Here is a 26522-nt window from a genome sequence, read left to right as displayed (position 1 = left end):
GCTATCCTGATCCAACGCTGAGTTTGACCTGCACCGGGTGCTGCGGATCATCGGGTTTGAGCGCGCTTTGTTGCAGATGTACCTGTACCCCTGGCCGGGCTTTGAGCCGGTCCACGAAGCGAAACGCATCACCCAACTGCTTGGCTTCCAGATCCAGGTGAATCAGTTGGGCCTGGGTGTTGACCTCGACACGGGTCAGGGCGATTTCTCTCGACCAGGCCTGGGCCACGGCATCCATCAGGGCGAAGGGGCTGGCCTTCTGTTGGGCGAAGGCTGCCAGCTGTTTTTTCTGCTGGGGCGACAAGCGAATGGCAGCCTGGATCAACTGCTCCTGGCGGCGGGTGAGTTGGATAAAGTGTTGCTCCAGTTCATCGGTCTTTTGCTGTTGGTACTCCATGTGTTGCCACTGTCGCCAGAGGCCGAACATCATTACCGCAACCATCAGCCAAAGCGCAGTCACCAGTGGCCGAAGCGTCGCCGTGGCGTGTTGGAAATCAACGGCGGGTGCACGGCGGGCGCGCAGCCGTTGCCAGGCACTGACGAGCCTGGTTCTCATGCTGTCGATGCCTCCAGCCAGGGGTGCACGGGGCCCAGGCGATTGTCCGCAGGGTTATTGGTGACGACCAGCGGGGTCAGCGCGTGCCGCTCGACCAGCAGGTCGGCGGTGAACAGGTTGTCGCTCAATGTGCTGCCTGGTTGGGTCGCAATCACGCACAGCTGCTCGATTGTGCCCTGTTGTCGGTAGAGGCAACTGAGGCTGTCGGCTTCGGGCACGGCCAGTACGCAGTCGTCGGGCAATTGTCGCCAGTACCGCTGCGCCACGGCGGTCAGCAACGGCGTACAGGTGACCAGGGGCAAGCGGTGCAGCTTGAACAGGTCGCGCAGGTCTTGCAGCAGCTCCCGTGAGGTCGCGACCGCGACACAAGCCTGGCCGAAGTTACCGTTGGCGGCTTGCACCTGCCAATGCTCAGGGTCGATGCCGACCTGTTGGCTGAAGGTGGCTTCGGCAAATGCCTGCCAATCGCCTGCGCTGTACAGGCCGGTTTGCCACGGCAATATCAGGTAGTGCACATGGGGAAAGCCCAGCAGCACGGTAGCCCGGTCCAGAAAGCCCACGTGGCCCCGAGGTGCCTGTTCCAGCAGTGCGGCGCAAGCGGCCAATGGCTCGCCGGTGTGCTGCGCGTGCCAGATACGTGCACCGCGCCAGCGTGGGCGAGCCGCCCATTCGGCGCTGGCACTGTGCAGCGCCACCACGTGCTCAATAAAGGGAAATGACACGGTGAACCTCCTTGAGCGTGGTCTCGCCCTGGGCCGCATGGGCCAGGGCGATATCGCGGATAAACACGTGGCCGGCTTCACGGGCCAGTTCGCGCAAGGTGGCGGCCGAACTGCGGTTGAGCAGGCCCTCCTTGATGCTGTCGGTCAGGGTCAACACCTCGGCCAGCGCGAGCCGACCGCGATAGCCGGTGTGGCGACAGGCCTCGCAGCCTTTTCCTATGCGGTAGTGGCCTTGTTTGAGCTGGGTCTCGGGCAGTTGGGCGAGGTGGGCGATGTCTGGATCGGGGGTAGCGTCTACGCCGCAGTCCGGGCAGATGCGCCGAACCAGGCGTTGGGCAACCACGCCGTTGAGGGCTTCGACAAAACTGGCCGGGTCCACGTCCATGTAGGTAAAGCGCTCCAGCACACTGAACGCGCTGTTGGCGTGCACCGACGACAGCACCAGATGCCCGGTCAACGCGGCTTGCACTGCAATGCCTGCCGTTTCCCCGTCGCGGATTTCCCCGACCAGAATCGTGTCCGGATCGTGGCGCAGGATCGAGCGCAGCCCACGGGCGAAGGTAAGACCTTTCTTGTCGTTGACCGGGATTTGCAGCACGCCGGGCAGTTCGTACTCCACCGGGTCTTCAATGGTGATGATCTTTTTCTCGCCGGTATTGGTCTCTGACAACGCGGCGTACAGCGTGGTGGATTTGCCACTGCCGGTGGGGCCGGTCACCAGCAGCATGCCGTAGGGTTCGCTGGCGAATACGCGGATGCGCGCAATAGTGTCGGTGGCCAGGCCGAGGTTTTCCAGGCTCAGCGACTCGCCGCGCTGGGATTTGTCGAGAATCCGCAACACCGCATCTTCACCGTGGATGCTGGGCATGATCGACACGCGAAAATCCACCTCGCGGCCCTGGATTTTCATCTTGAAACGTCCGTCCTGGGGCACCCGTCGCTCGCCGATGTCCAGCTCCGACAACACCTTGATCCGCGACAGCGCCTGCTCGGCCATGTCCATGCCGCCGGCTTGGCCCATCTGCTGCAACACGCCGTCGATGCGGTACTTGATCACCAGACCCTGCGGTGTGGTTTCCACATGGATGTCGCTGGCGCGGCTTTGCAGCGCATCGAACAGCATGGAGTTGACCAGGCGCACCACCGGGTTGTCGTCGCGGGCGATGCTGCTCAGGGATATTTCCTGGGCGGACTGGCCGACGAGGGCGCTTTCAGCGTCGTCGCCAAAGGGCTGCATCACCCGTTGGCTGGCTTCGGCCGCAGTCAACTGGGCCTTGACCGCGCCGGGCAGGCTCATGGCCAGGGGCAGTTGGCGTAAGGTCTTGGAGGACTGCAGCCAGTGTCGGCTGGCCAAGGTGAAAGGATCTCCCAGCACCAGGCACGGCTGGCCGTGGTTATCCACAGGCAATACGTTATGGATCAGTGCCTGGGGCAGCGCCAGTAGATCGAAACGCCAGTCTTCATTGAGGTGTTCCGGGGCGATGGCGAGCAGGCCGAGGGGCTGGGCTATCGTCGGTAATTGGTCGGGCGCTTTATCCAGCACCTCCAACAGGTAGTTGGACAAGCTCATGCCCCGTTGCGTCGCAAGCGCTTGCCATTGCCGTGTCTGCTCGCTCATCGCGCTACCCCTGGATGGAACCTGCCAGTTCGAAAATCGGCATGTACAGCATGAACACGATCAAGCCGATCAACCCGCCCACGACCAGCATCAACAGCGGCTCGAAGACCTTGCTGAACAGCTCGATGGCCCGCTCCAGTGCCTCGTCGTGAAACTGCGCGATCCGTTCGCACATGGCCGCCAGCTCGCCGCTTTGCTCACCCACCCGCAACAGGCGTTCGGCGACAGCGGTGGTCAGTTGATGGCGGGCCAGGGCGGTGGAGAGTGGCTGGCCGGCCTGGATGTCGCTCAGGGCCTGGCGCAGGTCCGCCTGGCGCTCCACGGGCAGCAACGCACCGGACAGCTCCACCGCCGTAACCACCGGCATCCCGCCCATCAGCAACATGCCGGCCGTGCGATAAAACCGCGCGAGGATAAACAGCGTGCGCTGGGCGCCCAGGCTGGGGATCTTCCAGAACAGGCCCGCTGCGCGACGCTTGAGCCCGGCGCTGCGAAACATCAGGACCAGTGCCGCGATGGCCAGCGCCAGGCCGATCAGTAACTCCATGCCTCGCGCATCCACCAGCGCCCCCCACCACACCATGAAGCGTGCGGTGGCTGGCAGGTCGCTGACCGCATCGAATACCGAGGCGAAGCGCGGAATCACGAAGAACAGCAAAAACAGCAGGATCAACGCGCCCACGCTGAGCACCACCAAGGGGTACATCAGGGCGCCGCTGACGCGCTTTTTGACGGTTTCCAAATGCGCTTCGAAATGATGGTAACGGCGCAAGGCCACGGCCAATTGGCCGCTGTGTTCGGAGGACGCCACGGTGGCAATCAGCAGTGAAGGAAACGTCTGCGGCCTGAGCTGCATCGCCCTGGACAGCGAGTTGCCTTCGTACATGGAGGCCAGCAGATCGCTCATGACCTGGCGGTTGACGCCCGCTGGCGCCTTGTCGCGCAGGGTTTCCACCGCTTCCACCAGCACCAGGCCGGCGTCCAGCAGCACCACCAGTTCCTGGATAAACAGGCCGAGGGCAAACCTGGCGCGTCGACTCGGCAGAGTGAACGCGCGGCGCGCCTTCAGCGAAATGACCTGGGCGCCGTCGGCCTGTAATTGCTGGCGTGCCTGGGGCAAATCGAGGGCTTGCAGACGCAGCGTCTGCAAATGGCCGTCGCGAATGATGCGGGCGTCGATGTCGATCATGGGGTTTGCCTGGCCAGTTGCTGGCGTTGTTGCAGCAACTCGCCGTAGTAGCGCCACACGGCCAGGGCATAGCGCGAGCGCCGTGCTTCACGGTCCGGCTTGGCCCCGGCGTTATACGCGCCCACGGCCTGCCAGCCATAACCTTGCTCGCGGATAAACCCGGCAAGAATCCACGCACCCACCATGACACTGGTGCAGGGCTGGGTGATCAAGTGCTGTTCGGTGATGCCGAACCGCGCCAGTGCCGGCAAGTGACGGCTGTTGATCTGCATCAGGCCGATGTCCTGGCTGCCATCGCTGTTGACGTTGCGAGCCATCGGGTTGAGACCGGATTCGACCCTGGCGATGGCGTACAACAGGAGCGGATCGACGTGGTAACGACTGGCTGCCAACTGCCAGCAGTTGGCCTGGGCGATGCCCGACAGACAAAGCAGGGTCAGGGCCATCCGCAGCGTGCGCATGGCGGGTCACAGCCCGTACACGATGTCGGCGTAAGTGTTCACACCGCCGGCCTTGCCATCGCGACCCAGGGAAATGATCTCTGCATCGTTGGGCGGGGCGCCGGGGTTTTTGTACAGGTAGGGGTTGCCCCAAGGGTCTGGCGGCAGCGTTTTCAGGTACGGTCCCTGCCAATTGTTTGCGTTGGCAGGGCGCGTGCTCAGCGCATTCAGGCCGAGTGTTTCGTCGGGGTAGTTGCCGTTGTCCAGGCGGTACTGGTTCAGGGCGTCGGCAAGGGACTTCATCTGGCCCTGGGCTGTTTGCACTTTGGCCAGTTCCAGGCGATCGAACATCTTGGGTCCGACATAGCTGGCGAGCAGGGCGATGATCAGCAGAACGACCAGCAGCTCCAATAACGTGAAGCCGCGCTGGGGGCTGTGGATAAAAGAGTGTGTGCGCATGGAAATACCCTGTGGGAGTGCCAAGGTAGGGCGGTTGTGTATAACTCTCCCGGCCCGTCGTCACGCGGGCACCGCCGGTAGGACTGCGTTGTTTAATGTGGTTCCAGTTGAATTAGGGTTAAGGACTCTCTCAACTATAGCGTTGGCTGATATAGACGCCCTAGCCCCGCAATAACGTTTGGCTCTAATGGTTGAACCCGTAATGAATAATGTGCAGACAAACGCCGTACTCATCCGGCGTTTGTCTTTCACCGTAAACGCCTTAGGGTTCAGTCTTTTTTATCCCACGCATCGCTCCAATGGCTTCCTGCGCCAGGCTCGTAATGAGGGGGTGACTGCGAGCACCAGCCGCTGGCAGGGAAGGGTTTGCACGCGTAATTTGCGCCCTTGTTGGAAACGATCTCGCCTGCCTGATAGGGGGGTTGTTTGTTGGGTACATACGCCGGGTATTCCCCACCGTCACTTGGTGGCGTCACCGTAAAGTCCCACACCGCCTGGTTGATTTTGCCGTTTTGCTGGTCGCGAACAAGCAGGCGTGCCTTGAACGGAGTTGCCTGTGTGACGCTGATTGCCTTGCCGCTGATGGTCGAGCCGTTCTGTGCGCCTGTCATCCCTGGCACTGCCCACTCATAGAGTAAAGGTCCATTGCTACCCGTTGATCCTGCCCCACTGAACGTAAAGGCTTGTCCCGATTTCAATGTTGTCGGGCCCGTGATTCGTGCTACAGGCGGTGCCGGATTAACAGGGCCTGGGTCCTCACCTGGCATGATTGACATCGCCTGTGTGTAACCTTTGTTGGTGACATAGGTCGAGTTGATCAGTGGGTTGGCTTGATTGAACCTGATTGTCGTGCCCTCCAACTCGCCAATCCTGGCGATGGAAGGGTTGACTTTATCGGCGATTTCTTTCCCCCACTGACTGGGGGCTTCATTAGAAGCTGTAAGTTTATGGATGATGTTGACCAGTTCCGTTCTCGCCGCGTCGATACCAAAGATCCTGAAATGCACGGAGTCTCCGCGCTTGGCCGTTTGCATATCGGCAGTGATGAATGAACCAATGTTGTGTGGTTCTTCAGGCACGCCGCCTCCTTGGTAATTCACATCCGAGCACGAGATAAAAAATTCGCCATTGGGGTCATTCCGTACCCATATACCCACGATCAACCCACTTCCCGACACATCACTCGGGATTGTTCTAACTATTTCAAAGTAACCCGAAGCCCCGGCGATTCTTGGCGGGGTCTGCCAGTTTTCTTTAGCGACGGTAAACCGCTCTTCCGGGCCCAGCGGTACCAGATCACTCCATTTCAATATATCCGTAGCCGTATCGAAGCCGGGTCGGCTCGTAAATGCATAAAACTTGCTCGGCACATGGGGTGCAGTGCCGATAAGTCGCATCGTGAGTGATTGCCCAGGCATGACCTCCGTCTTTGTCCAATAGGGCGTTGGCTTATCCAGGCTGGCTTTCCTGTGATCATTGGCGGAGCAGATCTGACCATCTTTGATGATGGCCTTGATCTGATCCAAGGATGGGTTATTGATCTCTGGAATATGGGCAATCTCATTCCATTGCTGCGCGGGGAATACTTTCGCGGCCGAGCCGTTAAATATCTTTGCGGATTCTCGGCAGCCTTTGTCGACGATGGAGGAACCATCCTCAGATTGCCAGTAACCGCCGGTCGCCTGGCAGTTCACCGCGCGTGATGCCGGGAAGTCCAGCGCACCATGTGCCCAGCTCAAGGCGGGTGCCAGAAGCACGGTCGCCACCGTCCATTTGAAAAGTCTCTTCGTATACTTATTCATGCTCTAGTCCACCTTCAATTCAGATAAACAAGTTCCGAACTGCTGGAACGATCAGTGTGCCAATTGCGTGACTGTCATCGGGTCAGTTGATCCTCCGTGGGAGCGATGCGGGTTGCAGGGTTGTTCTGCCCAGGGCCAAACAGAAACACCCACCCTTGATAACTGCCTTGTCCTGTAAAACTCTGATTGATGACTGCAAAGTTGCCTTGCTTGAAGGGTGTGCCGCTGGCCTTGCTGAAGACACCCATGAGGGTGTCGCCGGGGCCGGCGATGACACCCCACTCGGCGCTGCCGGTCAGCGGGTCGGCATAGGCACGGCGCAGGTAGCGCTTGATGGTCGGTTGACGGCGGTCGAGTACCAGGTCTTCGAGGGACTTGGGGAAGGTATTGCCGGCCGCGTAATACAGCCCGATCGCACGGCGAATCTCATTGCCGCGCGCCAGCAATTCCAACTCGCGCTCGCGCTGCATCACGCTGGACCACAGCGTGCCGGCTTCCATCAGCATCACGGCTACCACGGCCACCGTCACCAACATGCCCATGAATACCGAGCCATGCTGGTTGTGCTTACCAGTCGGCATAGGTGCTCCCGTCGTTGGCGGTGCCGGGGGCGCTGCTGCGCACGTCGCCCAGGCCTTGTTCATCGGAAGGCTGCAATCGCCAGGTTTCGCGCTTGCCGGTCAGGGGGTCCATGGGGATTTCGCGCAAATAACGCCGTTCCACCAGGGCTTGCAGGGACTCGGGATTGGCGCCGTGGTCTTCACGGTATTGGTCCAGCGCCTGGCGGATGGAGGACAAGTTATGGCGCAGTACGGTTTCCTGGGCCTTGGTGTGCTGGCGAAAATACTGGGGCGTCACCAGGGTCATGAGAGTGGCGATGATCGCCATGACCACCAGCAACTCGATCAGGGTGAAACCCCGATTACCACTGGCTGTATAACGTTCCATTCAAACTCTCCCGAGTGCTGCTGGACGAAACGTCGAATACATCTTCTCCCTCTTGTGGGTTATCAGCGGTGCTCTTGTAGCTGCGTAGTTGCCAGGTTTGCGCAGGCGACAGGTGTGGACATTCGCAGAGAGGGTCGCGGGGAATGCGGCGCAGAAAGAAGAGTTTTTTGCCCTTGAGATCGGTCTTGTCCGTGACCCCCTCGACCAATACCTGCAGTGAGGGTGGATAACCGCTGTCGCTGATGCTTTTTTCAATACGACCGTCGTCGCTGGCTTCTTTGTAGGAATCGATCGCGCGGCGTATTTCCCGCAACGAGCGTTGCAGGTCGAGTTCCCTGTCGCGTTTACCCATCAACGCCGTCAGCGGATAAGCCACTGTCGAAAGCGTGGCCAACAAGGCCAGCGTCAGTAGTAATTCAATCAGCGTAAAACCTTTGGCGCAGTGATGGCTGGAATGACCCTGCCACATCACTGGTCTATCTCCCTCTATCGCGCCAAGGACTTCTGCACTCACCCGGGCCAGTGGATATAACTGCAAAAGTGAGTGTAGATGAACTTTTAATATGAGTGCTTTTTGTACAGTTGGCCGATAAGCGGTGGTTACCCACAATCGCTGTGCACGTGCCTGTGGATAAGGTGTTTGTGCTTGTCCACAGGTCACGGGAATCAAGGCCTGTGGCGGTCTGTACGAAAAATGACCAGGCTAAGTGGCGGTTTTTACAGGTGTTTTGATGTGGATAAAGTCTGCGCCCGGTGTCGAGTTGCCCCCAAACTCTGTTGGCGGTTCTGTGGATAAGATGTTCGCTATCGGCTGCAGGCCATATGAACAGTGGGTTTCATGGGTTTGGTTGTATTTTGATCAATTTGCGTCTTTTGCTTCGAAAAACCGATGGATGCCCCGGTTTGTGAAGGTTTGAGATGGTTTTCCACAGCTCGGCCAGAGTTGCCCCCAAAGTCTGTTGGCGGTTCTGTGGATAAGGTGTTTGCGTACCGCTGTGAACCATGTATTCCGTAGCGTGTAGGCTATTGATCATAAATTGATCAATGTGCGGTGAAACCCGTAAAGTTGAATAAGTCACGGATTTTCTTCAGTTAATTTTGAGCAAGCAACGCAGTTGCCCACAATTGCTGTGGGTGGCTTTGTGGATAAGTTGTTGGTCAAAGGCTGGGAGGCAGGGTGGGAGAGGTCTGTGGGAGGTTTGGTTGAATTTTGATCGATGGCGAGGTGCGTGGCGAAACGCGCGCTTGCCCGGTGTGAGTCAAGACGGTATCTACGGGGCGAACGGTGCGCTCGCCCGGTAGGGGTAAGACGACTATGAGTGACCTCAATCAGTCGTGTACGGCCACGCCTTTGAGATACGGCGCCGGGGCCGCGCCCAGGTTGCTCAGCAGGCGTTCGCTGTACCAGTCCACAAAGTTCACCACGCCGAACTCGTAAGTCTTGGAGTACGGGCCAGGCTGGTAAGCGGTGGAGTTGATGCCGCGCTGGTTCTCTTCGGCCAGGCGACGGTCCTGGTCGTTGGTGGCGTCCCACACCTGGCGCATGCGATCCACGTCGTAGTCCACGCCTTCGACGGCGTCCTTGTGCACGATCCACTTGGTGGTGACCATGGTTTCCTGGGCGCTGATCGGCCACACGGTGAACACGATGATGTGGTCGCCCATGCAGTGGTTCCACGAATGCGGCAGGTGCAGGATGCGCATCGAGCCCAGGTCCGGGTTCTTGATGCGGCCCATCAGCTTGGCGCAGCCCTGCTTGCCGTCCAGCGTCATCGACACGGTGCCTTTGAGCAGCGGCATCCGCACGATGCGGTTACGCAGGCCGAAGCTGGCGTGGGCGTAAGGGATCTTCTCGGCATCCCAGGCGGCGGCGGATGCGGCCACGTGGTCCTTGAACGCCTGGTCGGCGCGTGGGTCGGTGACGTCGTCCCATTCCAGCAGGGTTTTCAACAGTTCCGGGTGCGACGCATTGCAGTGGTAGCACTCGCGGTTGTTTTCCAGCACCAGTTTCCAGTTGGCCTTCTCGAACAAAGTGGTCTGAATCGCCACCTTGGTGTTCTCCATGTCGTACGGTTCCATGTAATGGTTCAGCGTCGACAGGAAGTCATCAATGGCCGGCGGGTTCTCGGCCAGGCTGATGAAGATGTAGCCGCCAGCGGTCTTCACGTTCACTGGCTTGAGGCCGTACTGCTTCATGTCGAAGTCGGCGCCCATCTCGGTACCGGCGAACAGCAGGCGGCCGTCCAGTTCGTACGTCCATTGGTGGTAGTGACACACAAGTTTGGCGACCTTGCCCTTGTCGCTGGTGCACAGGCGCGAGCCACGGTGGCGGCAGACGTTGTGGAACGCATGCACCACGCCTTCGGCGCCACGGATCACGATGATCGGGTTCTTGCCGATTTGCAGGGTCAGGTAGTTGCCCTTGGCGGGAATCTCGCAGGTCATGCCGGCGATCAACCACTCTTTCTGGAAGATCTCCTGCATGTCGATATCAAACAGCCGCTCATCAGAGTAAAACGGCTGCGGCAGCGAAAACGTGCGCTCGCGCTCTTGCAGCATTTGCGCGGTGGCCTTGCGTGCGGGTTCCAGCGGATCGCCCAAGCTTAAAGTTGCGGTGACGTCCATCGTGTGTGTCCTCATGGCCATTCTGTGTGGCCGAGATAAGTGGCTAATCAGGTTTGCAGCAAGGCGTAAAGAAAGCGTCGTTGTTGGGAGTGAGTGTGGGGCCGGCGTTGCGACGATCCTTATCCATGGGCGACATGGCCCAATCTGATCCCGACGCGCAACCCCCTGTCGTTGGGGGCTGGTCGCGATAAGTATGTGAATGTCGCAGATAGGTAAATGGGTGGTTCTCGCGTTACGCAGAATCGCCACCATAAAGCCGAGCATCGGCAGTGGAGAATCAGCATGTCCAACAGTTTCCTGAATCCAGTAACCACCCAGACCTGGGCCAATGGTCGGCACATCGTCCGTTGCGTCAAAGTCATCCAGGAAACCTGGGACGTGCGCACCTTTTGCTTCATGGCCGACCAGCCGATCCTGTTCTTTTTCAAGCCGGGGCAATTTGTCACCCTGGAGCTGGAAATCGAAGGCCAGCCGATCATGCGCTCCTACACCATTTCGAGCTCGCCGTCGGTGCCGTATAGCTTCTCGGTGACCATCAAGCGTGTGCCGGGGGGCAAGGTCTCCAACTGGCTGCACGACACGTTGCACGAAGGCCAGGAGTTGGCAGTGCACGGCCCGGTCGGGCTGTTCAATGCCATCGATTTCCCAAGCCCGAAAGTGTTGTACCTCAGCGGCGGCGTGGGGATCACGCCGGTGATGTCCATGGCGCGTTGGTTCTACGACACCAACGCCAATGTCGACATGACCTTTATCCACAGCGCCCGCTCGCCCAAAGACATCATTTACCACCGCGAGCTGGAGCACATGGCATCGCGGATCGACAACTTCAGCCTGCACCTGATCTGCGAAAAGCACGGCCTGGGCGAGCCTTGGGCGGGTTATCGCGGCTACCTGAACCACAAGATGCTCGAACTGATGGTGCCCGACTTCCTGGAGCGCGAAGTGTTCTGCTGCGGGCCGACGCCGTACATGAACGCGGTCAAGCGCCTGCTGGAAGTGGCTGGGTTCGACATGGCGCGCTATCACGAGGAATCCTTCGGTGCGACGCCGCCGGAAGCCCGTGCCGATGCGGTGGAACAAGCCGAACAAGCCGCCGACGCGCCGGAAGTCGACTTGGCGGACCTGCATCAGGTGGAATTCATTGCGTCAGGCAAGAGCATTCGCGTGGCGCCGGGCGAAACCGTGCACGCAGCGGCGGCCAAGCTTGGGCTGTTGATTCCGAAAGCCTGCGGCATGGGGATATGCGGGACGTGCAAGGTGATGAAGCTGGGTGGCGAGGTGGAGATGGAGCACAACGGTGGGATTACCGAAGAAGACGAAGCCGAAGGTTACATCCTGTCGTGCTGCAGTGTGCCGAAGGGGGACGTGCGCATTGAGTTCTGACTAACAGCGCCGGTCTGAAATGTGGGAGAAGGCAAGCCCCCTCCCACAGTCAGTGCTTAACGCACAAACAGGTTGATGATGTACGCCCCGGATGCTGTCATTTCGAATTCTTTACCGGTCACGGTAAAGAGTCGTGAAGGCTCGATGATGGTATCGCCGACGTTCGCCAACTTTCGAAGATCGTCCAGGCTGACGAGTGTGGCGTTGGTGTCGTTCCGGAGTTGCGAATCAGTGGTGTAGCGTTGAATTTCCATGGTGTTGCCCTCGATAGGATTTCCTTTTCCAGCCGACAATTCGGCAGGCAGTCAGCCCCGATATAACGCGTCCGTTCAATCGGGGTGACGAGATCCTAACCAAGGCAAGGGGTAGATAGATACTGTCAGAAATACGTACAAACAGTCTCTGAAAATGAGCTGGAAGGCCCGTGGTTTCAGGCTTCCATCACTTTCCGAATATCCGCGGCTAATTCTCTTACACGCTCTTCCTCGGTATCCCACGCACACATGAAGCGCGCGCCACCTTTGCCGATAAAGGTGTAGAAGCGCCAACCCTTGGCCGTCAGCGCCGCAATGGCCGGTTCGGAGAGTTGCAGGAACACACCATTGGCCTGCACCGGGAACATCAGTTCCACCCCCGGAATATCCGCTACCAGGCTGCTCAGCAGTTGTGCGCAATGGTTGGCGTGACGTGCGTGTTTGAGCCAGGCGTCGTTCTCCAGCAGGCCTACCCACGGGGCGGACAAAAAGCGCATCTTCGACGCGAGCTGGCCGGCCTGTTTGCAGCGGTAGTCGAAGTCTTCGGCCAGCTTGTGGTTGAAGAACAGGATGGCTTCACCCACGGCCATGCCGTTTTTGGTACCACCAAAGCACAGCACGTCGACGCCGGCTTTCCAGGTCAGGTCGGCCGGCGAGCAGCCGAGGAATGCGCAGGCGTTGGAGAAGCGTGCGCCGTCCATGTGCAGGTTCAGGCCCAGCTCTTTGCAGGTGGCGCTGATGGCGCGGATTTCTTCCGGGGTGTACACGCTGCCGACTTCGGTGGCCTGGGTCAGGGTCACGACGCGCGGCTTGGGGTAGTGGATGTCCTGACGCTTGAGGGCGATCTCGCGGATCGACTCCGGGGTCAGCTTGCCGTTTTCAGTGCGGGCGACGAGCAGCTTGGAACCGTTGGAGAAGAACTCCGGCGCGCCGCATTCGTCGGTTTCGACGTGGGCCGTTTCCGAGCAAATCACGCTATGGTAGCTCTGGCACAAGGACGACAGTGCCAGTGAGTTGGCGGCAGTGCCGTTGAAGGCGAAGAACACTTCGCAGTCGGTTTCAAACAGATTGCGGAAACCGTCGGCGGCGCGGTGGGTCCATTCATCATCGCCATAGGCGCGTTGATGGCCCTGGTTGGCTTGTTCCATGGCGGCCCAGGCTTCCGGGCAGATGCCGGAGTAGTTGTCACTGGCGAATTGTTGGCTCTTGTCGGTCATGGCCCATTCCTGTGGTCGATGTTGGTGCGCACTGTAACCAAGATTGTCGCGGGTGCGCACGCTCTGTAAATGCAAAGTCACTGGGGAATTATGCACGGGACTGAAACGATGCCTGTCGGACGTGTCCGCGATGGCGCTTTGGATTTGCTCAAGTGGTTGGCGCTGCTGTGCATGGTGCTGGATCACCTGCGCTATGTCGGCTTGAGCCTGGATGGGCTGTATGTGCCTGGGCGCCTGGCGTTCCCGTGGTTTTGCCTGGCGATTGCAGCGAACCTGCATCGCACCCGGCATGCGTCGGTGACCGGCCATTGGCGTTACCTGGCATGGCTGCTGCTGTTCAGTGTGATCAGCGAAGTGCCGTATCGGTTGTTTATCGAGGATGCCGATACGTTGAACGTTCTTCCCACGTTGGCGCTGGGGTTGCTGGTTGCCCGAGGATGGCAGCAGAAGGCGGTGGTTGATCGAGGATTGGCGCTGATCGCCGTCACGATAGCGGCTTTGTTTTCATCCCACTTAATGTTCGGTTTCTTTGGTGTATTGCTGCCATTGGCGATGCTGCTGGTGTTTCATCGGCCTTGGTATTTCGGTGTGTTGCCGGGATTGGTCTGCGTGGCCGCCAATCAGTGGCAAATCCTGCTCAACAGCGGCACGCCGGTGGCGCTGCTGGGATTGGCTGCATGCCTGATTGCGCCATTGGCCGGATTGGTCTTATTACGACATGCCACAAGCACCTCACCACCCGCCATGCGCCGCTGGGCGTACAGCCTCTATCCCCTGCATTTCTTCCTGCTGCTACTCGTCCGCCAGACTATCGCCTAACCCCCTCCCACATTTGTTGTGTGTTGTTCCGGCAATGTCGTAAACGCACCTTTGCGTGGCGTGCGTAGGCATTTGATCTACCAGCGCCAGCCCTACCATCGCATCAAAGGGCCCTGCGAGGGCCTCAACAATACGAAAGGCTGGGAGAGACGCGATGTTCAGCAAGAAAGACCAGATCCAGGGTTATGACGATGCACTGCTGGCGGCGATGAATGCCGAGGAGCAGCGTCAGGAAGATCATATCGAGCTGATCGCGTCGGAGAACTACACCAGCAAGCGCGTGATGGAAGCTCAAGGCAGCGGCCTCACCAACAAATACGCCGAAGGTTACCCGGGCAAGCGCTACTACGGCGGCTGCGAGCACGTGGACAAGGTTGAAGCCCTGGCCATCGAACGCGCCAAGCAGCTGTTCGGCGCCGATTACGCCAACGTGCAGCCACACTCCGGTTCGTCCGCCAACAGCGCCGTGTACCTGGCGCTGATCAATGCCGGCGACACCATCCTGGGCATGAGCCTGGCCCATGGCGGTCACTTGACCCACGGCGCCAAAGTGTCGTCCTCGGGCAAGCTGTACAACGCGGTGCAGTACGGCATCAACACCGACACTGGCCTGATCGACTACGACGAAGTCGAGCGCCTGGCTGTCGAGTGCCAGCCGAAAATGATCGTGGCTGGTTTCTCGGCCTACTCCAAGACCCTGGATTTCCCGCGCTTCCGTGCCATTGCTGACAAAGTCGGCGCGCTGCTGTTCGTCGACATGGCCCACGTCGCCGGCCTGGTCGCCGCTGGCCTGTACCCGAACCCGCTGCCGTACGCCGACGTGGTCACCACCACCACTCACAAGACCCTGCGCGGTCCACGTGGCGGCTTGATCCTGGCCAAGGCCAACGAAGCCATCGAGAAGAAGCTCAACGCCGCCGTATTCCCTGGCGCCCAGGGTGGCCCGCTGATGCACGTGATCGCCGGCAAGGCCGTTTGCTTCAAGGAAGCGGCTGAGCCTGGCTTCAAGGCCTACCAGCAACAAGTGATCGACAACGCCCAGGCCATGGCCGGCGTGTTTATCAAACGCGGCTACGATGTAGTGTCCGGCGGCACCGATAACCACCTGTTCCTGGTCAGCCTGATCCGTCAGGGCCTCACCGGCAAAGACGCAGACGCCGCTCTCGGTCGCGCCCACATCACCGTCAACAAGAACGCCGTGCCGAATGACCCGCAGTCGCCATTTGTGACCTCGGGCCTGCGCATCGGCACCCCGGCGGTGACCACGCGTGGTTTCAAAGTGGCGCAGTGTGTCGAGTTGGCTGGCTGGATCTGCGACATCCTCGACAACCTCGGCGACGCCGATGTCGAGGCCAACGTGGCCAAGCACGTGTCTGCCCTGTGCGCTGATTTCCCGGTTTATCGCTGAGCGCGGTTTTGGAGTAATGACTATGCAACGCTACTCGGGCTTCGGCCTCTTCAAGCACTCCCTCAGCCATCACGAAAACTGGCAGAAGATGTGGCGCACGCCGACCCCGAAAAAGGTCTACGACGTGGTCATCGTCGGCGGTGGCGGGCATGGTCTGGCGACCGCGTACTACCTGGCCAAGGAACACGGCATCACCAATGTGGCCGTGGTCGAGAAAGGCTGGCTGGGCGGCGGTAACACCGCGCGCAACACCACCATCGTGCGTTCCAACTACCTGTGGGACGAGTCGGCGCACCTGTACGAACACGCGATGAAACTGTGGGAAGGCCTGTCCCAGGACCTGAACTACAACGTGATGTTCTCCCAGCGTGGCGTGTACAACCTGTGCCACACCCTGCAAGACATCCGTGATTCCGAGCGTCGCGTCAGCGCCAACCGCCTCAACGGCGTGGACGGTGAACTGCTCAACGCCAAACAAGTAGCCGACGAGATTCCGTACCTCGACTGCTCGAAAAACACCCGCTACCCGGTACTCGGCGCCACCGTGCAAAGGCGCGGCGGCGTGGCCCGTCACGATGCCGTGGCCTGGGGCTTTGCCCGCGCCGCTGACGCACTCGGCGTGGACTTGATCCAGCAGACCGAAGTGATCGGCTTCCGCAAGGAAAACGGCGTGTGCATCGGCGTGGAAACCAACAAAGGCTTTATCGGCGCCAAGCGCGTCGGTGTGGTGACGGCGGGTAACTCCGGTCATATGGCGTCGCTCGCGGGCTTTCGCCTGCCGATCGAATCCCACCCGCTGCAAGCGTTGGTGTCGGAGCCGATCAAGCCGATCATCGACAGCGTGATCATGTCCAACGCCGTGCACGGCTACATCAGCCAGTCCGACAAGGGCGACCTGGTGATCGGCGCCGGTATCGACGGCTACAACGGCTACGGCCAGCGAGGTTCGTACCCGGTGATCGAACACACCATCCAGGCCATCGTCGAGATGTTCCCGGTGCTGTCGCGGGTGCGCATGAACCGTCAGTGGGGCGGCATCGTCGACACCACGCCGGACGCCTGCCCGATCATCTCCAAGACGCCGGTACCGAACATGTTCTTCAACTGCGGTTGGGGCACCGGTGGCTTCAAGGCCACGCCTGGCTCAGGCAACGTATTTGCCGCGAGCCTCGCCAAGGGTGAAATGCACCCGTTGGCCGCACCTTTCTCCATCGACCGTTTCCACAACGGTGCGTTGATCGACGAACACGGCGCTGCGGCTGTCGCCCACTAACAGGAGAAATTTCCTATGTTGCATATCTTCTGTCCTCACTGTGGCGAACTGCGCTCCGAAGAGGAATTCCACGCCTCCGGCCAAGCGCACATCCCGCGCCCGCTGGACCCGAATGCCTGCACCGATGCGGAGTGGGGCGACTACATGTTCTTCCGCGACAACCCCCGTGGCTTGCACCACGAGCTGTGGATCCATGCCGCCGGTTGCCGTCAGTACTTCAACGCCACCCGCGACACCGTCACCTACGAAATTCTTGAAACCTACAAGATCGGTGAGAAGCCACAATTCACCGCCAAGGCCTCTGGAGAGAAGGTATGAGCCAGACCAATCGCCTGTCCAACGGTGGCCGGATCGACCGTAATAAAGTCCTGACGTTTACCTTTAACGGCCAGAGCTACAAAGGCTTTGAAGGCGACACTCTGGCCGCAGCCCTGCTGGCCAATGGCGTCGACATCATCGGCCGCAGCTTCAAATACTCGCGTCCGCGCGGCATCTTTGCTGCGGGCGCTGAAGAGCCAAACGCGGTGCTGCAGATCGGCGCCACCGAAGCCACGCAAATTCCCAACGTGCGCGCCACGCAACAGGCGCTGTACCAGGGCCTGGTCGCCACCAGCACCAACGGCTGGCCGAACGTCAACAATGACGTGATGGGCATTCTCGGCAAGGTTGGCGGCAAGCTGATGCCGCCGGGTTTCTACTACAAAACCTTCATGTACCCGCAATCGTTCTGGATGACCTACGAGAAGTACATCCGTAAGGCAGCAGGCCTTGGCCGCTCGCCAACCGAGAACGACCCGGACACCTACGACAACTTCAACCGTCACTGCGACGTGCTGATCGTGGGCGCAGGCCCTGCCGGCCTGGCGGCTGCACTGGCGGCTGCGCGCAGCGGTGCCCGCGTGATCATCGCCGATGAGCAGGAAGAGTTCGGCGGGTCCTTGCTGGACTCGCGTGAAAGCCTCGACGGCAAGCCGGCTGCTGAGTGGGTTGCCAGCGTCATCGCCGAATTGAAAGCCCTGCCGGACGTGGTGCTGCTGCCCCGCGCCACCGTCAACGGCTACCACGACCATAACTTCCTGACCATTCACGAGCGCCTGACCGATCACCTCGGTGACCGTGCGCCGATTGGTGTGGTGCGTCAGCGTATCCACCGCGTACGTGCCAAGCGCGTCGTGCTGGCGACTGGTGCGTGCGAGCGTCCGCTGGTGTACGGCAACAACGACGTGCCGGGCAACATGCTGGCCGGTGCGGTCTCGACTTACGTGCGTCGCTACGGTGTGGCGCCGGGCAAGAAACTGGTGCTGTCGACCAACAACGACCACGCCTACCGCGTCGCGCTGGACTGGCTCGACGCCGGCCTGCAAGTGGTTGCCGTGGCTGATGTGCGCCACAACCCACGTGGCGCGCTGGTGGAAGAAGCCCGCGCCAAAGGCATTCGTATCCTCACCGGCAGCGCTGTGGTCGAAGCCCGTGGCACCAAGCGCGTGACCGCTGCACGGATTGCCGCGATTGACGTCAAGGCACATAAAGTCAGCAGCCCTGGCGAGTGGCTGGACTGCGACCTGGTGGCCAGTTCCGGCGGCTACAGCCCGGTGGTTCACTTGGCCTCGCACTTGGGCGGCAAGCCGACCTGGCGTGAAGACATCCTCGGTTTTGTTCCGGGCGAAGCACCGCAGAAACGCGTGTGTGTCGGTGGCATCAACGGCGTCTACGGCCTCGGTGATTCCCTGGCGGACGGTTTTGAAGGCGGCGTTCGCGCGGCCAGCGAAGCCGGTTTCGCTCCGGTGGAAGGCACGCTGCCAAAAGCCCTGAGCCGTCTGGAAGAGCCAACCCTGGCGATCTACCAAGTGCCGCACGACAAACCTACCGCACGGGCGCCGAAGCAATTCGTCGACCTGCAAAACGACGTCACCGCTGCGGCCATCGAACTGGCCACCCGCGAAGGTTTCGAGTCGGTCGAGCACGTCAAACGCTACACCGCGCTGGGCTTCGGCACCGACCAGGGCAAGCTGGGTAACGTCAACGGCCTGGCCATCGCCGCCCGCTCGCTGAACGTGACCATCCCGCAGATGGGCACCACCATGTTCCGTCCCAACTACACGCCGGTGACTTTCGGCGCGGTGGCGGGCCGTCACTGTGGGCACATCTTTGAACCGGTGCGTTACACCGCGCTGCAAGCCTGGCACGTGAAAAACGGCGCTGAGTTTGAAGACGTCGGCCAGTGGAAACGTCCATGGTACTTCCCGCGTAACGGTGAAGATCTGCACGCCGCCGTCAAACGCGAATGCCTGGCCGTGCGCGACAGCGTCGGCCTGCTCGATGCGTCGACCCTCGGCAAGATCGACATTCAAGGCCCGGATGCCCGCGAATTCCTCAACCGCATCTACTCCAACGCCTGGACCAAGCTCGACGTGGGCAAGGCGCGCTACGGCCTGATGTGCAAGGAAGACGGCATGGTCTTCGACGACGGCGTCACCGCCTGCATCGCCGACAACCACTTCCTGATGACCACCACCACCGGCGGCGCGGCTCGCGTTCTTCAGTGGCTGGAAATCTACCAACAGACCGAATGGCCGGACCTCAAGGTGTACTTCACCTCGGTCACCGACCACTGGGCAACCATGACCCTGTCCGGCCCCAACAGCCGCAAGCTGCTGAGCGAAGTGACCGACATCGACCTGGACAAGGACGGCTTCCCGTTCATGACCTGGAAAGAAGGCCTGGTGGGCGGTGTTCCAGCGCGGGTGTTCCGTATCTCGTTCACCGGTGAGCTGTCGTACGAAGTCAACGTGCAAGCCGACTACGCCATGGGCGTGCTGGAAAAAATCGTCGAGGCCGGCAAAAAGTACAACCTGACCCCGTACGGCACCGAAACCATGCACGTCCTGCGGGCCGAGAAGGGCTTCATCATCGTCGGCCAGGACACCGACGGCTCGATGACCCCGGACGACCTGAACATGGGCTGGTGCGTTGGCCGCACCAAACCGTTCTCGTGGATCGGCTGGCGCGGCATGAACCGTGAAGACTGCGTGCGCGACGAGCGTAAGCAACTGGTGGGCTTGAAGCCCATCGACCCGACCGTGTGGCTGCCGGAAGGCGCGCAGTTGGTGTTCGATCCGAAGCAGACGATCCCGATGAAGATGGTCGGCCACGTCACCTCAAGTTATGCACACAACTCCCTGGGTTATTCGTTTGCCATGGGCGTGGTCAAGGGCGGCTTGAAGCGCATCGGTGAGCGGGTGTTCTCACCGCAGGCGGATGGCAGCGTGATCGAGGCGGAGATTGTGTCTTCGGTGTTCTTTGACCCTAAGGGTGATCGGCAGAACATCTGATAGACCGAGTTGCCTGCATCGGGGGCAAGCCCCCTCCCACATTTTGAAATGCATTCCCCTGTGGGAGGGGCTTGCCCCGATGAGGCCATCAGCCTCACAACAGAATTCAGAACAGGTGCTTTATGACAGCAGCCAATGTCTACCAACAACGCCCCACCAACGGCGCCAAGGCCGAATCCTCGCTGCACCACGCCGACCTCGCCAGCCTGGTCGGCAAGGGCCGCAAGAACGCCGGCGTGACCGTGCGTGAAAAGAAACTCCTCGGTCACCTGACCATTCGTGGCGACGGCCATGACGCGGCCTTCGCCGCCGGCGTGCACAAGGCCCTGGGCATCGAACTGCCCGGCGCCCTGCAAGTCATCATCAAAGGTGAAACCAGCCTGCAATGGCTCGGCCCGGATGAGTGGTTGCTGATCGTGCCGAGCGGTGAAGAATTCGCCGCCGAGCAAAACCTGCGTGCCGCGCTGGGCGATTTGCATATCCAGATCGTCAACGTCAGCGGCGGCCAGCAGATTCTTGAGCTGAGCGGCCCGAACGTGCGCGACGTGCTGATGAAGTCCACCAGCTACGACGTGCATCCCAACAACTTCCCGGTGGGCAAGGCAGTGGGCACGGTGTTCGCCAAGTCGCAATTGGTGATCCGCCACACGGCTGAAGACACTTGGGAACTGCTGATCCGTCGCAGTTTCTCGGATTACTGGTGGCTGTGGCTGCAGGACGCCTCTGCCGAATTCGGCCTGAGTGTTCAAGCCTGAGGAATGACCCATGAGCCGCGCCCCTGATACATGGATTTTGACTGCCGACTGCCCCAGCGTGCTCGGCACGGTGGACGCGGTCACCCGCTACCTGTTCGAGCAGGGTTGCTACGTCACCGAGCACCATTCGTTCGATGATCGCCTCTCGGGCCGATTTTTTATTCGGGTGGAATTCCGCCAGCCCGACGGCTTCGACGAGCAGGGTTTCCGCGATGGCCTGGCCACTCGCGGTGAAGCCTTTGGCATGATCTTCGAGCTGACGGCGCCGAACTACCGGCCAAAAGTGGTGATCATGGTCTCCAAGGCCGATCACTGCCTCAATGACCTGTTGTACCGCCAGCGCATCGGCCAACTGTCGATGGACGTGGTCGCGGTGGTGTCCAACCACCCCGATCTGAAACCTTTGGCCGACTGGCATCAGATTCCCTACTACCATTTCCCCCTCGACCCCAACGACAAACCGTCCCAGGAGCGTCAAGTGTGGCAAGTGGTGGAAGATACCGGCGCCGAACTGGTGATCCTTGCGCGCTACATGCAAGTGCTGTCGCCGGAGCTGTGCCGCAAGCTGGATGGCAAGGCCATCAATATTCACCACTCGTTGTTGCCAGGGTTCAAGGGCGCCAAGCCTTACCACCAGGCGTACAACAAGGGCGTGAAACTGGTGGGCGCCACGGCGCATTACATCAATAACGATCTGGACGAAGGCCCAATCATTGCCCAAGGCGTGGAAGTGGTGGATCACAGCCACTATCCCGAGGATTTGATTGCCAAGGGGCGGGACATCGAAGGGCTGACATTGGCGCGGGCAGTGGGGTATCACATTGAGCGGCGGGTGTTCTTGAATGCCAATAGAACTGTGGTGCTCTGACTGACGCCATCGGGGGCTAGCCCCCTCCCACCTTTTGAATTGTGAATACCTTCAAATGTGGGAGGGGGCTTGCCCCCGATGAGGCCCAACAAACAACACAAGAAACAGCATCTGTACCCGAGCATTTAACGCGCTGCCCCCAAGGGCAACGTAGTTCCATAAAAACAACAGCGAGGTGAAAGCATGTCTGGTAATCGTGGTGTCGTGTATCTCGGCAACGGCAAGGTCGAAGTACAGAAAATCGACTATCCCAAAATGCAGGACCCCCGTGGCAGGAAGATTGAGCACGGCGTCATCCTGCGCGTGGTTTCCACCAACATCTGCGGCTCCGACCAACACATGGTGCGCGGCCGCACTACTGCCCAGACCGGCCTGGTGCTCGGTCACGAGATCACTGGCGAAGTGATCGAAATGGGCAAAGGCGTCGAAAACCTGAAAATCGGCGACCTGGTCTCGGTACCGTTCAACGTCGCCTGCGGCCTGTGCCGCTCCTGCAAGGAGCAACACACCGGCGTATGCCTGAGCGTCAACCCGGCCCGTCCGGGCGGTGCCTACGGCTACGTCGACATGGGTGACTGGACCGGTGGTCAAGCCGAATACGTGCTGGTGCCGTACGCTGACTTCAACCTGCTGAAACTGCCGGACCGCGACAAGGCCATGGAAAAAATCCGCGACCTGACGTGCCTTTCCGACATTTTGCCGACCGGCTATCACGGCGCCGTGACCGCTGGCGTTGGCCCGGGCAGCTCCGTCTACATCGCCGGTGCCGGTCCCGTGGGCCTTGCGGCTGCCGCTTCCGCACGCTTGCTCGGTGCGGCCGTGGTGATCATCGGCGACGTCAACCCGATCCGTCTTGCCCACGCCAAGGCGCAGGGTTTTGAAATTGCCGACCTGTCCACCGACACACCGCTGCACGAGCAGATTGCCGCGCTGCTCGGCGAGCCCGAAGTGGACTGCGCCGTCGATGCCGTAGGCTTCGAAGCACGCGGCCACGGCCACGACGGCGTCAAGGCCGAAGCCCCGGCCACCGTACTCAACTCGCTGATGGGCGTGGTGCGTGTAGCGGGCAAGATCGGTATCCCTGGCCTGTACGTCACTGAAGATCCAGGCGCCGTCGACGCCGCCGCCAAAATGGGCAGCCTGAGCATTCGTTTTGGCCTGGGCTGGGCCAAGTCCCACAGCTTCCACACGGGTCAGACGCCGGTGATGAAGTACAACCGCCAGTTGATGCAGGCGATCATGTGGGACCGGATCAACATCGCCGAGATCGTTGGCGTGCAGGTGATCAGCCTGGATGACGCGCCGCGTGGGTACGGCGAGTTCGATGCGGGTGTGCCGAAGAAGTTTGTGATTGATCCGCATAAGTTGTTTAGTGCGGCGTAAACGTTAGATAAGGGCGACTTAGAGTCGCCCTTTTTTATCACGGATAAGTCTTATATAAAAAACCAGCTGATAAACATGCCGGCAAAAGATATGCAGGCAGTGAGTGTCGGTATCACCATCCAATACCTAAGGTGTTTTGGTATTCTTTCAACGTCCTCCACAAGTACCAGACGTCTCCATTGAAGTATCTTTGGAATGAGAATAATGGTGGCCATGGCGAATACACGCTGGGGCCGTCCGTCAAAGTGCGCATTACGAAAGATATGTTTTTGCACGACTAGGTAGGTACTGTATTGCACATAGCCTTCTGCAGCATCCAGCTTTTTGTACATGGCACAAAAGATCAGCGGAAAGCTCAACAGCATCAGGATGACTGAACCAATACCGAGGTAGAACCAGACCATTTAATCCCTCGCAGTCTTATAGATGAAATCGCCTGTGCTTTGCGCAAGCCCGGTTCCCAGCGCAGCCCCCCCTAGTCCGCCTGCGGCACCGCCGACGATGCCACATGCCAAGGCTCCGGCGCCAGCCGTGGGTATTCCAAAAACTAACATGCAGGCGCCGATGCCAATGGAGGCTCCAAGTCTTGCTCCCAAGTATGAGCCACCAACGCCAGCTACCAACTTTCCTCCTTCAACGTATTTCGCTTGCGTACATTCTTGCTCACGCCCGGTGGAACACGCCTCCGCTATCTCCATTGCCGTCGACCCCACATCCAGTGCGAGACCAATGTAAGTACCTTTCTTTAATATCTGCGAAGCCTTGGCTACACGTTTGACTGTTTCCTCATACCCCTGAATCTCCCCGTGATGCCAATAGCTCTTAGTGGAAATTCCCAGCATTTTCTTGATCGAACCTTCATTCTTCAACCTCGTACCTAAGCGCGCCATCCCCGAGAGTTGGGTGTCGAGCCTCGCAAACAAAGCCCTGCGCTTAGCCAGAAATTCATTTCTCGCACTCACGGTACCGCTCCTCAGGTACTGCTTATGCAACTCATCGATTTCCTTGAGCGTCTGCTCGACGTGCGTCAGGTGCTTGCTCCAAGCACTGCTCACGCTGCCGATGCCCAAAGACGCATGGGACATGATGGCCTGTAACTGATCGTAGTTTTTGATCAGGAATTGATCAGTGGCGGAGTGTGCCAACAAAGCATGTTTGATGTTAGCGGCTGATTGCATCAAGCGAGCTTCTTCAGCGGTACAAGCAGCGGTTCGGCTGTCACCGATAATGACCAATTGCCCAGGCAGCACGACGGTGTTGCGAATGTGCTGGTTGAGGATGTCGAACTTGGTTTGGGTATTGGGGTTGAGCGAGAGGCTCAGTTTGAGCAACGGATAAGGCTGCGGCCGTTCATTGATAAATGCATAGGCTCCCTGCATAACGTGTACCTCCATGACTGTGGCGCACGACTATAAGAAGGCGCTACAAGCGAGGTAAGACGCATGCAGGGGCGGTTTTAACGTTTCGGAAATGGACTACTTAAGTCCAGGCGCATGCCTACGATCCCATCAGCTGATGAAGATCAAATGTGGGAGGGAGCTTGCTCCCGATGACGGTGGGTCAGCTACACATAGGCTGCCTGACACTCTGCCATCGGGGGCAAGCCCCCTCCCACACGGGTTTTACGCTATCAGCGAATAGCCAGTGCGCCCTGGTACACCGTCGGGCCTGTCGGTTGCTTACTCAGCGAACCACCTTTGGTTTCCGCACTCACCATCAATTCCACCGGCTGGCTGATGCTCGCCTGCTGGCGCGGGTTCAAGCCGATGATGCCTTGGCCATCCTCCGGCAACAGCCCCAGCGAAACCGGCTGGCCACCTTCGGGCATGGCCCACAGCTCCAGGCTTTGGTCGGGTGCCGGGGCAGTGGCGGCGATGGGTTCGACTTCGAGGTAATCCTTATGCGCCCTGATTTGCGCAGCCGGTTGCTGGGTGGTGGTCACCAGGGTGGCGGCGGATTGGACGTTGTCTTGAGTGTAGAGTGCGCCGCCGAGGCCGCTGAGGAGGGCCACGCAGACGCCGATAAGCAGGCGGGGGCGGTTCCAGAATGGGGGCTTCTGTTCAATCACTGTGGGACGTGTCGCGCTCATTGAGATTTTCCTGACAGGGCTTTCACACTTGTCATTGACCCCGATGGGCGCGATGGGTTCCTGGCCCCGGTTCAGCTCACAGTGATGCCAATTGGCCTTGATACAGCACCGGCCCGGTTGGTTGACCGGTCGGCGAGCCGCCCCGAGGCTCCAGGCTCACGGCCAGGGTCAGCGGCGCTGTCAGCAGCGCTTGCTGTTCCTTGCTCAACTGGATTCGACCCTTGCCGGCAGCCGGTACCAGCCCCAGTGAGATGGGTTTGCCACCGGGCGGGATGACCCACAGCTCCAGGTCTCGCGTCGGCTCTACCGCAGCCAAGGCCAGCGGTTCGATTTGCAGGTGGTCGCTGAACGCCTGGATGTGCAGCGCCGGTTGCTGGTCGGCGGCGACCAGCGTGGCGTTGTATTCCACGGATGTGTCGCGCTGGTAAAGCAGGCCGACCAGCACCGCGAGCACGACCCCAAAGGCTGCCGCCAACAGGCGCAGGTTCATCCAGAACGGTTTCTGCGCCGGCACATGCAGCACTTGCGGCTCGATCCGCGCGTTGATGGCTGCCCATACATGCTCAGGCACCGGCCGCTCGGGCAGGCCGCCGGTCAGGCTGGCAAGCGTTTGCTGCCAATGACCCAGTTCGACGCGCAATGCGGCATCGTCCAGCAAGAGGGCATCAAAACGCCGACGGGCGGTGGCGGGCATCAGGCCGATGGCGTAGTCGGCGGCCAGGGCGCGGCGCAGGGCTGTGGTTTGGTAGTTCATGATTCGAGGCACCTGCGCAGGCGTTCCATGCCGCGGCGAATCCAGGATTTGACCGAGCCCAGCGGCGCGGCCAAGTGGTCGGCCAACTCCGAGCACGACAGGCCCTGGAAGTACGCCGCCGTGATCGATTGACGCTGCATGCCGTCGAGGGTGTCGAGGCAGCGGTTGAGGGCGCGGGCGTCGCGTTCGCTGTCGAGCAGGTCGTGGGCGCTGGGGCTTTCGTCGAGCAAGGCGTCTTCTTGACCGTCGGCCAGGGGCTGTTCGCGGCGTTTACGCAGTTGGTCGATGGCCAGGTTGCGGGTGATGTTGATCATCCAGGTCATCGGCGCAGCCAAGTGGGCTTCGTAACGCGAGGCGTTGTACCAGATGCGTATGAAGGCTTCCTGCAGCACCTCTTCAGCCAGGTCCTGGCGGCCCATGAAGCGCATGGCCACGCCGTGCAGACGTGGCGATACAGTGCGATAGAGCGTTTCGAACGCTTGGCGATTGCCCAAGGCGCATTGGGCCAGCAGGGGCCGCAACGGGTCAGCATCGGTGAGGGTAATAGGGCTTCTCCAGGCTCTCTTTCGAGGGCGACGGGACTGCGCACGGTAGGCAGAGGTTAGTCCAGCTTGGGCATTCATTCCAT

The 26522-nt window shown here is 60.1% G+C and carries 27 protein-coding genes; 9 read left to right on the top strand and 18 right to left on the bottom strand.

Going from position 1 to position 26522, the window contains the following annotated elements; translation table 11 throughout:
• Window position 1: 1 nt before the first annotated feature.
• The 11 genes from DNK50_RS01005 to gbcA all read right to left on the bottom strand — a co-directional run bounded on the left by DNK50_RS01005 (window position 2) and on the right by gbcA (window position 10359).
• A complete protein-coding gene (locus DNK50_RS01005) occupies window positions 2–556 on the bottom strand; it encodes a hypothetical protein (protein ID WP_112192622.1) in 555 nt (184 codons plus the stop codon).
• A complete protein-coding gene (locus DNK50_RS01000) occupies window positions 553–1278 on the bottom strand; it encodes a hypothetical protein (protein WP_112192621.1) in 726 nt (241 codons plus the stop codon). Before DNK50_RS01000 ends, DNK50_RS01005 begins: the two co-directional genes overlap by 4 nt.
• Entirely contained in the window at window positions 1259–2896 is a 1638-nt protein-coding gene (locus DNK50_RS00995; protein ID WP_112192620.1) for a GspE/PulE family protein, read from the bottom strand. Before DNK50_RS00995 ends, DNK50_RS01000 begins: the two co-directional genes overlap by 20 nt.
• Window positions 2897–2900: 4 nt before the next feature.
• Window positions 2901–4085, bottom strand: coding sequence for a type II secretion system F family protein (locus tag DNK50_RS00990; RefSeq protein ID WP_112192619.1), 1185 nt, complete (start codon window positions 4083–4085; stop codon window positions 2901–2903).
• On the bottom strand, window positions 4082–4546 hold the full coding sequence (locus DNK50_RS00985; protein WP_099585744.1) for a transglycosylase SLT domain-containing protein: 465 nt from the start codon (window positions 4544–4546) through the stop codon (window positions 4082–4084). The genes DNK50_RS00990 and DNK50_RS00985 overlap by 4 nt, the downstream gene beginning before the upstream one ends.
• Before the next feature lie 6 nt (window positions 4547–4552).
• Window positions 4553–4984 carry a type II secretion system major pseudopilin GspG gene (gene gspG, locus DNK50_RS00980; protein ID WP_112192618.1) on the bottom strand — a complete coding sequence of 144 codons (432 nt, stop codon included), beginning with the start codon at window positions 4982–4984 and terminating at the stop codon, window positions 4553–4555.
• 269 nt (window positions 4985–5253) lie between these two features.
• Window positions 5254–6786, bottom strand: coding sequence for a lytic polysaccharide monooxygenase (locus DNK50_RS00975; protein ID WP_112192617.1), 1533 nt, complete (start codon window positions 6784–6786; stop codon window positions 5254–5256).
• Window positions 6787–6860: 74 nt separating this feature from the next.
• On the bottom strand, window positions 6861–7367 hold the full coding sequence (locus DNK50_RS00970) for a type II secretion system protein (RefSeq protein ID WP_177411501.1): 507 nt from the start codon (window positions 7365–7367) through the stop codon (window positions 6861–6863).
• On the bottom strand, window positions 7354–7734 hold the full coding sequence (locus DNK50_RS00965; protein WP_112192616.1) for a type II secretion system protein: 381 nt from the start codon (window positions 7732–7734) through the stop codon (window positions 7354–7356). Before DNK50_RS00965 ends, DNK50_RS00970 begins: the two co-directional genes overlap by 14 nt.
• Window positions 7709–8203 (bottom strand): type II secretion system protein, encoded by a 495-nt coding sequence (locus DNK50_RS00960; RefSeq protein WP_112192615.1) that lies wholly within the window; start codon window positions 8201–8203, stop codon window positions 7709–7711. Before DNK50_RS00960 ends, DNK50_RS00965 begins: the two co-directional genes overlap by 26 nt.
• Window positions 8204–9063: 860 nt before the next feature.
• Window positions 9064–10359 carry a glycine-betaine demethylase subunit GbcA gene (gene gbcA, locus DNK50_RS00955; RefSeq protein WP_099585739.1) on the bottom strand — a complete coding sequence of 432 codons (1296 nt, stop codon included), beginning with the start codon at window positions 10357–10359 and terminating at the stop codon, window positions 9064–9066.
• A gap of 282 nt (window positions 10360–10641) precedes the next feature.
• Here gbcA and gbcB point away from each other — a divergent pair, with 282 nt between their 5' ends.
• On the top strand, window positions 10642–11742 hold the full coding sequence (gene gbcB / locus DNK50_RS00950; RefSeq protein WP_017738440.1) for a glycine-betaine demethylase subunit GbcB: 1101 nt from the start codon (window positions 10642–10644) through the stop codon (window positions 11740–11742).
• A gap of 56 nt (window positions 11743–11798) precedes the next feature.
• On the opposite strand, the gene DNK50_RS00945 is transcribed toward gbcB, so the two are convergent.
• Together DNK50_RS00945 and DNK50_RS00940 are read right to left on the bottom strand one after the other, a co-directional pair.
• Window positions 11799–11996 (bottom strand): hypothetical protein, encoded by a 198-nt coding sequence (locus DNK50_RS00945; RefSeq protein WP_099585738.1) that lies wholly within the window; start codon window positions 11994–11996, stop codon window positions 11799–11801.
• Between the two features lie 176 nt (window positions 11997–12172).
• Entirely contained in the window at window positions 12173–13213 is a 1041-nt protein-coding gene (locus DNK50_RS00940) for a low specificity L-threonine aldolase (protein ID WP_099585737.1), read from the bottom strand.
• Between the two features lie 90 nt (window positions 13214–13303).
• Between DNK50_RS00940 and DNK50_RS00935 the strand changes: the two genes are divergently transcribed.
• From DNK50_RS00935 to fdhA, 8 genes are all read left to right on the top strand, one after another.
• Window positions 13304–14032, top strand: a complete 729-nt coding sequence (locus tag DNK50_RS00935) for a TraX family protein (protein ID WP_112192614.1) — start codon at window positions 13304–13306, stop codon at window positions 14030–14032.
• A 154-nt stretch (window positions 14033–14186) separates the two neighbouring features.
• Entirely contained in the window at window positions 14187–15440 is a 1254-nt protein-coding gene (glyA, locus tag DNK50_RS00930; RefSeq protein ID WP_099585735.1) for a serine hydroxymethyltransferase, read from the top strand.
• 22 nt (window positions 15441–15462) lie between these two features.
• Window positions 15463–16713, top strand: coding sequence for a sarcosine oxidase subunit beta (locus tag DNK50_RS00925; RefSeq protein ID WP_010207084.1), 1251 nt, complete (start codon window positions 15463–15465; stop codon window positions 16711–16713).
• Between the two features lie 15 nt (window positions 16714–16728).
• Window positions 16729–17031, top strand: a complete 303-nt coding sequence (locus tag DNK50_RS00920; RefSeq protein WP_065885450.1) for a sarcosine oxidase subunit delta — start codon at window positions 16729–16731, stop codon at window positions 17029–17031.
• Window positions 17028–20045 (top strand): sarcosine oxidase subunit alpha, encoded by a 3018-nt coding sequence (locus DNK50_RS00915; RefSeq protein WP_112192613.1) that lies wholly within the window; start codon window positions 17028–17030, stop codon window positions 20043–20045. The genes DNK50_RS00920 and DNK50_RS00915 overlap by 4 nt, the downstream gene beginning before the upstream one ends.
• 122 nt (window positions 20046–20167) lie before the next feature.
• A complete protein-coding gene (locus tag DNK50_RS00910; protein ID WP_112192612.1) occupies window positions 20168–20800 on the top strand; it encodes a sarcosine oxidase subunit gamma in 633 nt (210 codons plus the stop codon).
• A 10-nt stretch (window positions 20801–20810) separates the two neighbouring features.
• The gene (gene purU, locus DNK50_RS00905; RefSeq protein WP_016977808.1) at window positions 20811–21668 is read left to right on the top strand and encodes a formyltetrahydrofolate deformylase; all 858 of its coding nucleotides are present in this window, start codon (window positions 20811–20813) and stop codon (window positions 21666–21668) included.
• A gap of 183 nt (window positions 21669–21851) precedes the next feature.
• Window positions 21852–23051 (top strand): formaldehyde dehydrogenase, glutathione-independent, encoded by a 1200-nt coding sequence (gene fdhA, locus DNK50_RS00900; RefSeq protein ID WP_099585732.1) that lies wholly within the window; start codon window positions 21852–21854, stop codon window positions 23049–23051.
• 50 nt (window positions 23052–23101) lie between these two features.
• Here the strand turns inward: fdhA and DNK50_RS00895 are convergent, their stop codons facing one another.
• The 5 genes from DNK50_RS00895 to DNK50_RS00875 form a co-directional block, all read right to left on the bottom strand.
• Complete coding sequence (locus DNK50_RS00895; protein ID WP_112192611.1) at window positions 23102–23455, bottom strand: hypothetical protein; 354 nt, start codon at window positions 23453–23455, stop codon at window positions 23102–23104.
• On the bottom strand, window positions 23456–24430 hold the full coding sequence (locus DNK50_RS00890) for a hypothetical protein (RefSeq protein WP_112192610.1): 975 nt from the start codon (window positions 24428–24430) through the stop codon (window positions 23456–23458). It abuts the gene before it with no gap.
• A 251-nt stretch (window positions 24431–24681) separates the two neighbouring features.
• Entirely contained in the window at window positions 24682–25140 is a 459-nt protein-coding gene (locus DNK50_RS00885; protein WP_112192609.1) for an anti-sigma factor domain-containing protein, read from the bottom strand.
• Between the two features lie 76 nt (window positions 25141–25216).
• The gene (locus tag DNK50_RS00880) at window positions 25217–25894 is read right to left on the bottom strand and encodes an anti-sigma factor domain-containing protein (protein ID WP_112192608.1); all 678 of its coding nucleotides are present in this window, start codon (window positions 25892–25894) and stop codon (window positions 25217–25219) included.
• The gene (locus tag DNK50_RS00875) at window positions 25891–26517 is read right to left on the bottom strand and encodes a sigma-70 family RNA polymerase sigma factor (RefSeq protein ID WP_112192607.1); all 627 of its coding nucleotides are present in this window, start codon (window positions 26515–26517) and stop codon (window positions 25891–25893) included. Before DNK50_RS00875 ends, DNK50_RS00880 begins: the two co-directional genes overlap by 4 nt.
• Window positions 26518–26522: the final 5 nt, after the last annotated feature.

The organism is Pseudomonas sp. LG1E9, assembly GCF_003290225.1.
Taxonomy (GTDB): Bacteria; Pseudomonadota; Gammaproteobacteria; order Pseudomonadales; family Pseudomonadaceae; genus Aquipseudomonas; species Aquipseudomonas cyclaminis.
This window is presented reverse-complemented; position numbering and strand designations above follow the sequence as displayed.